Raw genomic sequence first — 13,725 nt, 5'->3', positions numbered from 1 at the left:
GGCAGGCCGACGATTCCCCAGAAGGACAACCGAAGCGTCAGTCAGGCGGAGAGTCAGACCTCCGGGCGATGCCACGGCTAATCCTCACTGTCAGGCGGTCTGCTCGAAGGTCGCGCTGTACTTCCGAGCCGAGATGTCGACGGCCCGGTCGAGGAAGTCCGCGGTGTGCCGGGCGAGGTCGGCGCGCTGGTCCGGGGTGAAGGGCGCGGCGGGGGCGAGGGCCCGCTCCACGGTCTCGCCGAGGATCGGCGCGAGGTCGGGGGCCGGTACGGCCAGCTCAGCGGGCATCAGCGGGGCGCTGGTGAAGAACCCCGCGAGGACGGAGGTGACCACGTTCACCTGGGCGCCGACCGTCCAGTCGGTGCGCACCAGGCCCGCGCCGCGCAGCGCCTCCAGGTACTCGGCGAAGCCGGACCCGGCGGGGCCGGTGCGCCCGGCCGGTTCGCTGCGCGCGAGCCGGCCCAGGATCTCGTGGTCGCCGAGGACGGTCGCCATGAGCAGCGGGCGCTCGTGGTAGGCGAGGGCGAGGTGGGCGCAGAACCGGCCGAGCGACGCGGGGGCGCTGTCGGCGCCGACGAGTTCGCGGACCCGGGTGAGCGCCGCGAGGCGCTCGCGCCGCAGCAGGGCGGTGAACAGCGCTTCGCGGTTGCGCCAGTGCAGGTAGATCGTGCCCTTGGCGACCGCGGACCGGCGCGCGACGTCGTCGATGGTGGTCTTGTCGTAGCCGATGCGCAGTACCAGTTCCGCCGCGGAGTCGAGGATCCGCTCGGCGCGCTCGGCGCGCCGCTCCCGGGTGCCCCGTGTCTTCGATCGCGTCATGTGGCGCCGCCGCCTCCGTCGAACCGTTTCTGTCCAAATGACCAGATGCTTGTATTTGGTCAATTTTCAGCCTACGCCGATCCCCGGCAAAAGGAAAACGGGACTTCGGGCGCCTGGCCCAGCGCCGGGCCCTCGGCGCGGGGCTACTCGCCCGGCTCGAAGCGGTACCCCATGCCCGCCTCGGTCATGAGGTAGCGGGGGTGCGCCGGGTCGGGCTCCAGCTTGCGCCGCAGCTGGGCGAGGTAGACCCGCAGGTAGTTGGTCTCGCTCTGGTAGGCGGGCCCCCACACGTCGTGCAGCAGCTGGCGCTGGCTGACCAGCCGCCCCGCGTTGCGGGCGAGCAGCTCCAGGATGTGCCACTCGGTGGGGGTCAGCCGCACCTCGGCGCCGTCGCGGGTGACCCGCTTGGCGCCCAGGTCCACCGTGAACGCCGGTGTGCGCACGACCGGCGCCTCCTCCACGTGGACGGCGCGGCGGGCGGCGGCGCGCATGCGCGCCAGCAGCTCGTCCATCCCGAACGGCTTGGTGACGTAGTCGTCGGCGCCGGCGTCCAGGCACTGGACCTTCTCGCCGGCGGAGTGGCGCGCCGACAGCACGATGATCGGCACGGCGGTCCAGCCGCGCAGGCCCTTGATGACGTCGAGGCCGTCCATGTCGGGCAGCCCGAGGTCGAGCAGGACGAGGTCGGGGGGTTCGGCCGCCGTCGCGGCGAGGGCCGCGGCGCCGTCGGCGGCGGTGGCGACGTCGTAGCCGCGGGCGCGCAGGTTGATGCGCATCGCCCGCACGATCTGGGTGTCGTCGTCGACCACCAGCACCCGCATCACGTGACCTCGCGCATCTGTTGTCCGTCCGGTGTCCCGGTGCCGCCGCCGTGCTCACTGGGCAGGGTGAAGACCATGGTCAGCCCGCCGCCCGGGGTGTCCTCGGCCGTGAGGGTGCCGCCCATCGCCTCGGTGAAGCCCCGGGCCACGGCGAGCCCCAGGCCAACGCCGGTGCCGCGCGGCGCGTCGCCGAGCCGCTGGAACGCCGCGAAGATCCGCTCCTTGGCGTCGTCGGGGACGCCGGGCCCGTGGTCGGCCACGCGCAGCTCCACCGTGCCGCCGATGGCGCTCGCCGCCACGCGCACCGGTTCGGCGCCGGCGGGGTTGTGGCGGACGGCGTTCTCGACCACGTTGGCGACCGCGCGCTCCAGCAGCCCGCGGTCGACCGGGACGCGCGGCAGCGCGTCGGGCACCTCGACGGACGTGCTGCCCCGCGCGGTGCCGAGCAGCGCGGCGGGCACGACCTCCTCCAGGCCCAGCGGCCGGATGTTGGGCCGCACGGTGTCGGTTTGCAGGCGGCTCATGTCGAGGAGGTTACCGACCAGGACGTTCAGCCGGTCCGTCGAGTCCTCGACGGTCTCCAGCAGTTCGTCGCGGTCCGCGCCGGTGAGGGTGATGTCGGTGGCCCGCAGGCTGCCCATGGCGGCCTTGATGGAGGTCAGCGGTGTCCGCAGGTCGTGGGAGACGGCGGCGAGCAGCGCCGTGCGGATCTTGTTGCCCGCGGCGAGGCGGCGCGCCTCCGCGGCGTCCGACGCCAGCCGCTGGCGCTCCAGCGCCAGGCCGACGTGGGTGGCGAAGGCGCCGAGGACGCGGCGGTCGGCCGCCGCGAGCACCCGGCCGCGCATGGCCAGTGCGAGCGTGTCGCTCACCGACACCAGCGCGTCGGCCTGCTCGGGCCGCTCGGACGGGTCCGGCCCCACGCACTCCACGATGCGCCACCGGCCGTCGTCGTCCTGTTCCAGCAGCGTGGCGGAGTCCTGGCCGAAGGTCTCGCGGACCCGCCGCAGCAGCGCGGGGATGGGCTCGTGCCCGCCCAGGACGCTGGTCGCCAGCAGGCTGAGTGTCGACGCCTCGGCACGGGCCCGCGCCGCCTGGCCGGAGCGGCGCTTGGCGAGGTCCACCACGAGCGCGACGGCGACGCCGACGACGATGGACACCAGCAGCGCGACGAGGTTGTCGGCGCCGTACACCGCCAGCCCGCCGATGGGTTCGGTGAAGAAGAAGTTGAGCAGCAGCATGCCCCACACGGCGGCGGCCATCGCCGGCCACAGCCCGCCGATCAGCGCGACCACCACGGTGATCAGCAGGAACAGCAGAACGTCCGTCGTCATGCCCAGGCCGTCGAGGAGCGGCAGGTGCAGGATCGCCGTCGCCGCCACCGGCATCAGCGCGGCGAGGAGCCAGCCCCACAGCAGGCGGGCGCGGCCGAGCCCCGCGGCGGCGATCGGCGGGAGCAGCCCTTTGCCGCGGCCGGCCTGTTCGTGGGTGACGATGTGCACGTCGATGTCGCCCGCCTCGCGGGCCACGATCGTCCCCACACCGGGCCCGGAGACGAACTGCCAGCCGCGCCGCCGGGAGGAGCCCAGCACGATCTGGGTGGCGTCGGCGCCGCGCGCGAAGTCCAGCAGGGATGTCGCCACGTCGGTGCCGATGACCTGGTGGAACGTGCCGCCCAGCTCTTGGAGGAGGCGCCGCTGGTCGGCCATCGCCTCGGGCTGCTCGGCGGTCAGCCCTTCGCCGGAGACCACGTGCACCGCCATGAGGGCGCTGGGCTGCGGCTGCCCGCCGCGCGAGCGCGCGGCGACGCGGGCGGCCCGCCGGATCAGGGTGGCGCCCTCGGGCCCGCCGGTCAGCGCGACGACGACCCGTTCGCGGGCCTCCCACTTCTGCCGGATCCGGTGCTCGCCCCGGTACCGGGCCAGCCCCTCGTCCACGCGGTCGGCCACCCACAGCAGGGCGAGCTCGCGCAGCGCCGTCAGGTTGCCCTCGCGGAAGTAGTTCGCCAGCGCGGCGTCGATGCGCGTCGCGGGGTAGATGTTGCCGTGTGACATGCGGCGCCGCAGCGCGTGCGGCGACATGTCGCACAGCTCGATCTGGTCGGCGCGGCGCACCACCTCGTCGGGGATGGTCTCGCGCTGGCGGACGCCCGTGATCTGCTCCACGACGTCGTTCAGCGACTCCAGGTGCTGGATGTTCACCGTGGAGATGACGTCGATGCCGGCGTCGAGGAGTTCGTCGACGTCCTGCCAGCGCTTGGGGTTGCGCGACCCTGGGACGTTGGTGTGCGCGAGCTCGTCGACGACGGCGACGCCGGGGGCGCGGGCGAGGAGCGCGGCGGCGTCGAACTCGGCGAACTCCGCGCCGCGGTGCACAACGGTGCGCCGCGGCAGGGCCTCCAGGCCGTCGAGCAGCGACTCGGTCATGGCGCGGTCGTGGGTCTCGACGAACCCGATGACGCCGTCGGTGCCGCGGTCGTGCCGGCGCCGCAGCTCGCTCAGCGCGGCGTAGGTCTTGCCCACGCCGGGTGCGGCGCCAAGGTAGATGCGTAGTCGTCCGCGTGCCACAGCACTCATTGTGCGCTCCGGGGTGCCGCGCCTGCGACCGGGACACACCCGGCGGGGGACACCGGGCGGGGTGCCCGGCCGCGCGGCCCCGCCCCGGCGCGCGGGGGCGCCGGGGCGGGGCGGGTGCGGAGCGGGTTCACCCGAGGCCCGCCAGGTCCCGGTTGAGGGTGACGACGTTCACGGCGGGTTCGCCGATGAAGCCGAGCGCCCGGCCGTCGGTGTGCGCGGCGACCAGGTCGCGCACCCGGCCGGGCGGCAGGCCGCGCGCGTCGGCGACCCGGGCGGTCTGCACCGCGGCGTAGGCGGGGGAGATGTGCGGGTCGAGCCCGCTGCCGCTCGCCGTCACCGCGTCCGGCGGGACCGCCGACTCGGCGACGCCGTTCTGCGCCGCGACCGCCGACCGCCGCTCGCGCACCTGGGCCAGCAGCTCCTCGCTGTTGGGGCCGAGGTTGGACGCCGAACTGGCCGCGCCGTCGTAGCCGTCGTCGCCCGCGGCCGAGGGCCGCGGGTGGAACCACTCCTCGCCGTCGAAGTCCTGGCCGATGAGCGAGGACCCGGCGGCGGCGCCGTCGCGTTCGATCAGGGAGCCGTCGGCCCGGGCGGGGAACAGCACCTGCGCGGCGCCGGTCACGGCCAGCGGGTACGCCAGGCCGAGGACGGCGGTCATGAGCAGCAGGACGCGGGCCGCCGCGCTGTAGGGGCGCAGCCGTGCGGGGATTCGAGCGGGCATCTCACACCATTCCGGGGATGAACATGACGACGAGGTCGATGAGCTTGATGCCGATGAACGGCGTGACGAGCCCGCCGACGCCGTAGACCAGCAGGTTGCGGCGGAGCATCGCCTCGGCGTTCATCGCGCGGTAGCGCACCCCGCGCAGCGACAGCGGGATCAGCGCGACGATGACCAGCGCGTTGAACACGACCGCCGACACGATCGCCGACTGCGGGCTCGCGAGCCCCATGATGTTCAGCGCCGCCAGCCCCTCGTAGCCGCCGATCGCGGCGAACATCGCGGGGATGATCGCGAAGTACTTCGCGACGTCGTTGGCGACGGAGAACGTGGTGAGGGCGCCGCGGGTGATGAGGAGCTGCTTGCCGATCTCCACGATCTCGATGAGCTTGGTCGGGTCGGAGTCGAGGTCGACCATGTTCCCGGCCTCCTTCGCGGCGGAGGTCCCGGTGTTCATCGCCACCCCGACATCGGCCTGGGCGAGCGCGGGGGCGTCGTTGGTGCCGTCGCCGGTCATGGCGACCAGCCGGCCGCCCTCCTGCTCCCGCCGGATCAGGTCGAGCTTGTCCTGCGGGGTGGCCTCGGCGAGGAAGTCGTCCAGCCCGGCCTCCTCTGCGATCGCCGCGGCGGTGCGCGGGTTGTCGCCGGTGATCATCACCGTCCTGATGCCCATGGCGCGCAGCTGCGCGAAGCGCTCGCGCAGCCCCGCCTTGACGACGTCCTTGAGATGGACGACGCCGAGGACGCGGGCGGTGCCGCCGTCGGCCTCGGCGACGACCAGCGGGGTGCCGCCCTCGGCCGAGATCCGGTCGACGACGGCCGCGACGCCGGGGTCGTCGGCTCCGCCGTTCTCCGCCACCCAGCGGCGCACCGCCGACGCGGCGCCCTTGCGGACACGGCGGTCGGGCAGGTCGAGGCCGCTCATGCGGGTCTGCGCGCTGAACGGCACGGGCTCCCCCGCCGCGGCCGACGCGTCCTCGGCGGCCGGGCCGCCGGGCAGGGCGGGCGGGCCGGCGCAGAACTCCACGATGCTGCGGCCCTCCGGCGTGCCGTCGGCGCGGCTGGCGAGCAGCGCGGCCGACGCGAGGTGCGCCTCTGCCACGCCGTCCGCGGGCAGCACGGCGTGCGCCTGGCGGTCGCCGAGGGTGACGGTGCCGGTCTTGTCGAGCAGCAGCGTGGTGATGTTCCCGGCGGCCTCGACGGCGCGCCCCGACATGGCGAGCACGTTGCGGCGCACCAGCCGGTCCATGCCCGCGATCCCGACGGCGGACAGCAGCGCGCCGATGGTCGTCGGGATCAGGCAGACCAGCAGCGCCACCAGGATGGGGACCGACTGCGGGCCGCCGGCCCACGCGGCGAACGGCTGGAGCGACACGACCGCCAGCAGGAAGCAGATCGTCAGGGACGCGAGGAGCGCGTTGAGCGCGATCTCATTCGGGGTCTTCTGCCGGTCGGCGCCCTCGACCAGGGCGATCATCCGGTCGAGGAAGGTGGTACCCGGTTCGGCGGTGATGCGCACGACGATCCGGTCCGACAGCACCCGGGTGCCGCCGGTGACCGCGGTGCGGTCGCCGCCCGACTCCCGGATGACGGGCGCCGACTCGCCGGTGACGGCGGACTCGTCGACGCTGGCGACGCCCTCGACGACGTCGCCGTCGCCGGGGATCACGTCGCCCGCCTCGCACACCACGAGGTCGCCGATCCCGAGCCGGGCGGCGGGGACCACGGTCTCCGCGCCGTCGACCAGCGCACGCGCGGTGGTCTCGGCGCGGGCCGAGCGCAGGGCGTCGGCCTGGGCCTTGCCGCGGCCCTCGGCGATCGCCTCGGCCAGGTTGGCGAACACGACGGTGGCCCACAGCCACAGGGTCACCACGACCGCGAACACGCTCGGTTCGGCGATGCAGTAGGCGGTGGTCAGGACCGACCCGATGAGCACCGTGAACATCACGGGCTGGCGCACCATGGCGCGCGGGTCGAGCTTGCGCAGCGCCTCGGGCAGCTTCGTGACGAGGCCGCGGGGGGCGAACGCCCGGCCGGGCGCCGCGGAGCGGGCGCGGTCGGCCCGCCCCTGCTCCGGTCGGACCGGGGTGACGGTGGTGGACATCTAGCTGAGCCCTTCCGCGAGGGGTCCCAGCGCCAGGGCCGGGAAGAACGTGAGGCCGGTGATGATCAGGGTCGTCGCGACGACCATGGCCACGAACAGGGGTTTGTGGGTGGGGAACGTGCCCCCGGTGGCCGGCGCGGGCTGCTGCTGGGCGAGCGAGCCCGCGAGGGCCAGTACGAACACCATCGGCAGGTAGCGGCCGAACAGCATGGCCAGGCCGATCCCGGTGTTGAAGAAGGCGGTGTCGGCGCCCAGCCCGGCGAACGCGCTGCCGTTGTTGTTGGCGCCGGACGCGAACGCGTACAGCACCTCGCTGAAGCCGTGCGGGCGGACGTCGGCGTTGGTCATCGCGCCGGGCGTGCCGGGCAGCGCCATGGCGATCCCCGTCCCGATGAGCACCAGCGCCGGTGTGGTGAGCACGAACAGCGCGATGAGCTTGATCTCCCGCGGCCCGATGCGCTTGCCGAGGTACTCGGGGGTGCGGCCGATCATGAGCCCGCCGAGGAACACGGCGAGCATCGCCAGCACGAGCATCCCGTACAGCCCCGAGCCGACCCCGCCCGGTGTGACCTCGCCGAGCAGCATGTTGAGCAGCACCAGCCCGCCGCCGAACGGGGTGAACGAGTCGTGGAAGGAGTTCACCGCGCCGGTGGAGGTGCCGGTGGTCGCCGTGGCGAACAGCGCGGACAGCATCTCGCCGAAGCGGACCTCCTTGCCCTCCATCGCCGCGCCCGCCGCCTGGGTCGCGCTGCCGCCGCCCGCCATCTCCGCCGCTGTGGTGCCGACGAGGGACAGCGTGAAGATGGTGCCCATCGCCGCGAGCACCGCCAGGCCGTGCCTGCGGGTGCCGGCGCCGGACCGCGCGAGCATGGTGCCGTAGGTGCGGGTCAGGCAGACCGGGATCACGAGGATCAGCAGGATCTGGAACAGGCTGACGACCGCGGTGGGGCCCTCGAACGGGTGCGCCGAGTTGGCGTTGAAGAACCCGCCGCCGTTGGTGCCCAGCTCCTTGATGACCTCCTGGGACGCCACCGGGCCGCCGGGCAGGACCTGGGTGCCGCCGCCGACCGTCGCGTACTCGGCCGGGCCGGCGAGGTTCTGCACCACGCCGCCCGCCACCAGCAGCAGGGCGCCGACCGCGGCGATCGGCAGCAGGATGCGGAACACGCCGCGGACGAGGTCGACCCAGAAGTTCCCGAGCAGCTCGGTGCGGCGCCGGATCAGGCCGCGGACCAGCGCGACCGCCACCGCCATGCCGACCGCGGCAGACAGGAAGTTCTGCACGGCGAGCCCCGCCATCTGGGTGAGGTGGCTCATCGCCGCCTCGCCCGAGTAGGACTGCCAGTTGGTGTTCGCCGCGAACGAGACGGCGGTGTTCCACGCCTGGTCCGGGTCGACCGGCGCCATCCCGATCGCGAGCGGCAGCCACTGCTGGGTGCGCTGGAGCAGGTACAGGGCGAGCACGGACAGCAGCGAGAACGCGAGCACGGCGCGCAGGTAGCCGGACCAGTGCTGGTCGGCGTCGGGGTCGATGCCGCACACGCGGTACAGCGCGCGTTCGACGCGCAGGTGCCGCGTTCCCGTGTACACGCGGGCCATGAAGTCGCCGAACGGGACGTAGACCGCGGCGAGAATGGAGAAGAGCAGGGACGCCTGGAGCAGCCCCGCCACGATGTCGGACACCTAGAACCTCTCAGGCAGGACGAGGGCGACCACCAGGTAGGCCAGCAGGCCGACCGCGAGGACGAGCCCGGCGATCTCGAAGGCGGCGGTCACAGCCGGGCCGCCCCTCGCGCGATGAGCCCGACCACCGCGAAGCACGCGATGGTCAGGGCCACGAAGGCGATGTCGAGCACGAGCCCACTCCGATCCGGCGGATCCACGGCAGCGGGCCTTCTCGCTGATCGTCCGGGATCCACGGAATGCGATTGAACAGCCCTTTTGGCCGCAAAAGGGGTGTTTTAACGTGCTCCATACAGGAACCGGGGCGACCTGTACGCGCTCTTAACGCCGCGCCGCCCGCCGCGACGGGGCGGCGCGCGGAAGCGGCACAGAGTGACAAAACTGGCAGGGCACGCCGATTGTCCGGGCCTGCCATGATTCATTAGGATGGGTGGCGTGACGGGAACCCTGACGGCGGCCTTCGGACCTGAGGCGCCACCGCCCGGCGAAGGCGGCGGCGCCATGCCGCAGCGCCCCCAGGACGACCCCGACAGCCTGCGCGAACGCAAGAAGCACCGCACCCGCGAGTCCCTCATCGACGCGGCGTTCGACCTGTTCGAGGACAAGGGGTTCGAGCACACGACCGTCGAGGAGATCGCGGCGGCCGCCGAGGTCTCCCCGCGGACCTTCAGCCGCTACTTCGGGCTGAAGGAGGACGTCGTGCTCTGGTTCCTGCGCCGCCAGCACGACCGCTTCCTCGCCGAGCTCGTCGCCCGCCCCGCCGGTGAGCCGCCGGTCGCGGCCATGCGGGCCGCCGCGCTGCGCTCGTTCCCGCCCGGCCACGACCCCGCCTCGCGGGCCGAGTACCGGTGGCTGCGCAGGGCACAGCGGCTCGTCGGCGCCAGCCCCGCGCTCTTCGCGCGCAACGCCGAGCGGCGGGTGCGGGTCGAGCGCGAGATGGTCGACGAGGTCGCCCGGCGCATGGGCGTCGACCCCGCCGCCGACTTCCGCCCCCGCATCGCGGTGGGCGTGCAGATGGCGGTGTACGCCGCGGCGCTGGAGAAGCTGGAGGCGGCGGCCCGCGCCCCGCGCACCGGCGCGGCCGGCCCCGTCGCCGACACCCCCGAGGCGCTGCGCCGGCTGTTCGACGAAGCCCACTCCACGCTCGCAGACGTGGTGCGATGACCTCTTCGCCGTAAGGCCCGCGCAGTCCCCGCTGCGCCGTTTCATCCAATGATCGGACGTCCGACCGCCCCAGCCGAGCCGACCCCCTCCGGCGTGCGCGCACCGCCGCGCGGCCGGGCCCATTCCGCCCCGAGAGAGAGCCAGCGTGTCCGTAGAGCAGCAAGCCCTGGACGATTTACGCCCCGACCCGGCGTCGGCCGCCGACCCCGGCCCGCCGCCCGCGCGTTCGGCCGTGCGCGGCGCCGTCGGCATCCTCGCCGTCGCGGGCCTCGCGGCGTCCCTGGTGCAGACCCTCGTCGTCCCCCTGCTGCCGACCTTCCCCGCGGCGCTCGGCACCACGCCGTCCGGTGCGTCGTGGCTGGTCACCGTGACCATCCTGACCGGGGCCGTCTCCACGGCCGTGCTCAGCCGCCTCGGCGACATCTTCGGCAAGAAGCGGCTGCTGCTGATCGCGCTCGCGTTCCTCGTCGCCGGGTCGGTCGTGTGCGCGGTGGCGTCGTCGCTGCCGCTGATGCTGCTGGGGCGCGCGCTCCAGGGCATCTCCCTGGTCGCCATCCCGCTCGGCATCAGCATCATCCCCGCCGTCAGCCCGCCCGAGCGGATCGGCACCGGCATGGCGCTGATCAGCGCGTCGCTGGGCATCGGCGGGGCGGTCGGGCTGCCGCTCGCCGGGGCGCTCACCGAGGCGTTCGACTTCCACGTGCTGTTCTGGATGTGCGCGATCGGCGGGGTGCTCGCGCTCGGCGCCGTCGCCGTCGCGGTGCCCGAGGTGCGCCCCGCGCACCGGGCCCGTGTCGACCTGGTGGGCGCCGTCATGCTCACCGCCGTGCTCAGCACACTGCTGCTGCCGGTGTCCAACGGCAGCGTCTGGGGCTGGACGTCGCCGTGGACGATCGGCCTGCTCGCGGCGTTCGCCGTGCTGCTTCCGCTGTTCGCGTGGCACCAGGCGCGCCGCGCCGACCCCCTCGTGGACGTGCGCACCCTGCGCCGCCCGCCCGTGGCGATCACCAACGTCGCCACGATGTTCATCGGGTTCGCGATGTTCGCGAACTTCATGGCCGGCCCGGCGATCCTCCAGCAGGACACCGCCACCGGGTACGGCTTCGGGACGTCGCTGACGGTCGCCGGGCTGTGCATGCTGCCCATCGGCATGATGATGGTCGTCCTCGCGCCCGTGTCGGCGCGTGTCAGCGCCCGCTGGGGCGCGCGCACGTCGGTGCTGCTGGGCTGCGCGGCGATGGTGGCCGGGTACGTGATGTGGCTGCTGTTCAACGACTCGCTCGCGCTTGTCGTGCTCAACGTCGTGGTCGTGGGGATGGGTGTCGCGTTCTGCTTCGCCGCGCTGCCGACCATCGTCACCGCGTCCGCCCCGGCCGCCGAGGGCGCCGCGGCGAACGGCATCAACAACGTCGCCCGCAACATCGGCTCGGCGCTGAGCAGCGCGGTCGGCGGCGCACTGCTGGCGGCCATGACCCCGGCCGGGACGGGCGGCGCCCCCTTGTTCGCCGCCTACCTCGACCTGTTCGTCGCCGCGGGCTGCGCTGCGGCGGTCGCGCTGGTGCTGATGCTGTTCGTGCCCGCGCACCTCGGCCGGGTGGGGGCCGTCAGCGGCGCTCCACGGCGAGCGCGCCGGCGAGCCCGATCATCGTGAGCCCCGCCCCGGCGTCGATGCGGCGGCGGATCCGCGCCGTCAGGCCGGTCCCCGCCAGCCGCCCGCCCGCGGCCGTGTAGCAGACGGCGACGGCGAACTCGATGGCGATGTAGCCGGCGCCGAGCGCGGCGAGCTGCGGCGCCGCCGGTGCGGCGGGGTCGGTGAACTGGGGGAGGAAGGCGGCGAACAGCAGCATCGACTTGGGGTTGGTCATCGCCACCAGGAACTCCTGCCGGACGAGCCGCCACCGGGTGCGGTGCGCGGTCGGGGCGTCGGGGGCGGCACCCGCCTCGCCGCCGGATCCAACCACCCGGCCGTCCGCCTCGTCGCTGTTGGATCGATCAGCCCGGCCGCCCGCCTTTCCGGCGGGCTGATGGCGCCACGCGCCCCACACGAGGCGCACCCCCAGCAGCGCCAGGTAGCCGACGCCGCACCATTTGAGGACGGTGAACGCGGTCTCCGACGCGATGAGGACCGCGCCGAGTCCCGCGACCGTCGCGGCGAGCAGGATCGCGAACGCGGTGAACCGGCCGGCCAGCCCGACGACCGCGTCGCCCGTCCCCTGCTGGACGGCGTTGCGCAGGGAGAGGAGCTGGTTCGGGCCGGGAACGGCGGCGAAGACCAGGGCGGCCGCCGCGAAGGCGGCCCACTGCGACGCGGGCAGGGACGCGACCATGGACGCGGACAACGGAGTCCTCCCGGGGCAGATCGGACCGACCGGGTAAAACTACCCGCTGAGCAGGGGCCGACCCGCCGCCGCCCCGATCCCGGCAGTCCCCGCCCCCCGCCCGCCCCGCGGTCGCGGGACGGCCCCGGTCCGTTGAGCGGCCTTGCTCGCTGCCGGGAATCAGGTGACCTGTGGGAAGGGCGGCACCAACGTGAAGACGCTCAGGGGCGTCATCGGCAGCCCGGCCCTCTCTCGTCCCCTGGTGTCGTCGCTCCGGGGCATTCCTTGGTACCCCAGCACCCGCGCGGCAGTGTGCACGCAAGCCGCGCGGCGGTCCACTGGTCCCGCCCTCCGGCCCTCCGGCCCTCCGGCTCCTGGGAACCCGGCCCATCGGCGCGGCGGGGCGTACGGAAATCGGGCGGGGCGGGCCCTTCTGCGGGCGGCCGCCCGGTGGTTAGCCTTGGCCGGACTGCCCGGACCGACCTCGGAGCCGCCATGTCAGCGCCCGCATTCTCCCCGCACGCCGCACACTCCTCGGTCACCCCGGACCTCGCGCGCTCCGTCTGGCGTGCGGGCGAACCGGTGTCGTCGTTCGTCTACTTCGCCCCCGAACGGTTCGCCGCCTACGCCGACATCGGCCTGGAACCCAAGGTCATGGGGTATTTCGCCGCGCGCTCCGCTGCCATGGGCGCGGTGGGCGCCGACACCGTGGCCGCGGTGTTCTCCAGCTTCAACCCGGCCGTGGTCCGCATGGTCATCCCCAAGGCGTGGAGCATCGCCTCGCCCGAGACCGTGGTCGCGGCCCGGCTGACGGCCGTCGACAAGGGCCTGCGCGCGGTGCTCGACCCCGCGGTGCTCGCGGGACCGGAGATCGCCGAGGCGGCGGAGCTCGCGCGCACGGCCGCGTCGGCGGCGGCCCCGCTCGGCCACAGCCGTCCGCTGTTCGCCGCGCACGCCGGGCTCGACTGGCCGACGGAGCCGCACCTCGTGCTGTGGCACGCGGTGACCCTGCTGCGCGAGTTCCGCGGCGACGGGCACCTCGCGGCGCTGCTCTTCGCCGGGCTGGACCCGCTGGAGGCGTCGGTCACCTACGCGGGCACGGGGGAGCGGGACGTCCGGTGGCTGCTGAAGTCCCGCGGCTGGGCGCGGGAGCAGTGGGACGACGCGGTGGGCCGCCTCCGCGACCGCGACATCGTGGCCCGCTCGGACGCCGAGACCGTCGTCCTCACCGACCGCGGCCGCAGCATCCGCGCCGAACTGGAAGACCGCACCGACGTGCTGTCGCTGCCGCCGTTCGAGGCGATCGGGGTGGCGGGGTGCGCGCGGCTGATCGAGCTGCTCGCGCCGGTCAAGGCCGCGATCGTCGCGGCCGGCCTGGTCCCCGGACCCAGGAAAGCGGCCGGTTAGCACCAATGCCATTGACGTGACGGGGGCGAGGGTGTTCTCACGCCGCTGATGACCTGGGCGAGCTGATGACCCGGCCGACAGGGGGTCGGCTGCCGTCGCGGCTGCGGAGCACCCG

The 13,725-nt window shown here is 74.0% G+C and carries 11 protein-coding genes; 3 read left to right on the top strand and 8 right to left on the bottom strand.

Translation table 11 applies throughout. The features are described from left to right. Positions 1 to 90: 90 nt before the first annotated feature. The 7 genes from CLV63_RS33875 to kdpF form a co-directional block, all read right to left on the bottom strand. Positions 91 to 819: a TetR/AcrR family transcriptional regulator gene (locus CLV63_RS33875; RefSeq protein WP_106586861.1), complete on the bottom strand. Its 729-nt coding sequence runs from the start codon at positions 817 to 819 to the stop codon at positions 91 to 93. A gap of 143 nt (positions 820 to 962) precedes the next feature. Beyond that, positions 963 to 1,640, bottom strand: coding sequence for a response regulator (locus CLV63_RS31310; RefSeq protein WP_106586860.1), 678 nt, complete (start codon positions 1,638 to 1,640; stop codon positions 963 to 965). Further along, a complete protein-coding gene (locus CLV63_RS31305) occupies positions 1,640 to 4,213 on the bottom strand; it encodes an ATP-binding protein (RefSeq protein WP_211301567.1) in 2,574 nt (857 codons plus the stop codon). Before CLV63_RS31305 ends, CLV63_RS31310 begins: the two co-directional genes overlap by 1 nt. 127 nt (positions 4,214 to 4,340) lie before the next feature. Next, on the bottom strand, positions 4,341 to 4,934 hold the full coding sequence (gene kdpC, locus CLV63_RS31300) for a potassium-transporting ATPase subunit KdpC (protein ID WP_106586858.1): 594 nt from the start codon (positions 4,932 to 4,934) through the stop codon (positions 4,341 to 4,343). 1 nt (position 4,935) lies between these two features. After that, positions 4,936 to 7,038, bottom strand: coding sequence for a potassium-transporting ATPase subunit KdpB (gene kdpB / locus CLV63_RS31295; RefSeq protein ID WP_106586857.1), 2,103 nt, complete (start codon positions 7,036 to 7,038; stop codon positions 4,936 to 4,938). Then, positions 7,039 to 8,721 carry a potassium-transporting ATPase subunit KdpA gene (gene kdpA / locus CLV63_RS31290; RefSeq protein WP_106586856.1) on the bottom strand — a complete coding sequence of 561 codons (1,683 nt, stop codon included), beginning with the start codon at positions 8,719 to 8,721 and terminating at the stop codon, positions 7,039 to 7,041. Then, complete coding sequence (gene kdpF / locus CLV63_RS31285; protein ID WP_106586855.1) at positions 8,722 to 8,814, bottom strand: K(+)-transporting ATPase subunit F; 93 nt, start codon at positions 8,812 to 8,814, stop codon at positions 8,722 to 8,724. A 342-nt stretch (positions 8,815 to 9,156) separates the two neighbouring features. Here kdpF and CLV63_RS31280 point away from each other — a divergent pair, with 342 nt between their 5' ends. Together CLV63_RS31280 and CLV63_RS31275 are read left to right on the top strand one after the other, a co-directional pair. After that, on the top strand, positions 9,157 to 9,885 hold the full coding sequence (locus CLV63_RS31280; protein ID WP_170134391.1) for a TetR family transcriptional regulator: 729 nt from the start codon (positions 9,157 to 9,159) through the stop codon (positions 9,883 to 9,885). Between the two features lie 145 nt (positions 9,886 to 10,030). Continuing rightward, positions 10,031 to 11,536: an MFS transporter gene (locus tag CLV63_RS31275; RefSeq protein ID WP_170134390.1), complete on the top strand. Its 1,506-nt coding sequence runs from the start codon at positions 10,031 to 10,033 to the stop codon at positions 11,534 to 11,536. Here the strand turns inward: CLV63_RS31275 and CLV63_RS31270 are convergent. Beyond that, positions 11,490 to 12,224 carry a LysE family translocator gene (locus tag CLV63_RS31270; RefSeq protein ID WP_211301566.1) on the bottom strand — a complete coding sequence of 245 codons (735 nt, stop codon included), beginning with the start codon at positions 12,222 to 12,224 and terminating at the stop codon, positions 11,490 to 11,492. The two genes, CLV63_RS31275 and CLV63_RS31270, sit on opposite strands and share 47 nt — an antisense overlap. A gap of 474 nt (positions 12,225 to 12,698) precedes the next feature. Between CLV63_RS31270 and CLV63_RS31265 the strand changes: the two genes are divergently transcribed. After that, positions 12,699 to 13,610, top strand: coding sequence for an SCO6745 family protein (locus CLV63_RS31265; RefSeq protein WP_106586851.1), 912 nt, complete (start codon positions 12,699 to 12,701; stop codon positions 13,608 to 13,610). Positions 13,611 to 13,725 lie beyond the last annotated feature (115 nt).

Origin of the sequence: Murinocardiopsis flavida (assembly GCF_003014485.1) — a bacterium.
GTDB classification, from domain to species: Bacteria; Actinomycetota; Actinomycetes; order Streptosporangiales; family Streptosporangiaceae; genus Murinocardiopsis; species Murinocardiopsis flavida.
The sequence above is the reverse complement of the archived record's forward strand: the minus strand, read 5'-3'. Positions and strand labels throughout refer to the sequence as shown.

Excerpts from the sequence above, each read along its gene's own strand:
- kdpC (WP_106586858.1), bottom strand. The coding sequence starts at position 4,934 with ATGCCCGCTCGAATCCCCGCACGGCTGCGCCCCTACAGCGCGGCGGCC.
- CLV63_RS33875 (WP_106586861.1), bottom strand. The coding sequence starts at position 819 with ATGACGCGATCGAAGACACGGGGCACCCGGGAGCGGCGCGCCGAGCGC.
- CLV63_RS31310 (WP_106586860.1), bottom strand. The coding sequence starts at position 1,640 with ATGCGGGTGCTGGTGGTCGACGACGACACCCAGATCGTGCGGGCGATG.
- CLV63_RS31305 (WP_211301567.1), bottom strand. The coding sequence starts at position 4,213 with ATGAGTGCTGTGGCACGCGGACGACTACGCATCTACCTTGGCGCCGCA.
- kdpB (WP_106586857.1), bottom strand. The coding sequence starts at position 7,038 with ATGTCCACCACCGTCACCCCGGTCCGACCGGAGCAGGGGCGGGCCGAC.
- CLV63_RS31265 (WP_106586851.1), top strand. The coding sequence starts at position 12,699 with ATGTCAGCGCCCGCATTCTCCCCGCACGCCGCACACTCCTCGGTCACC.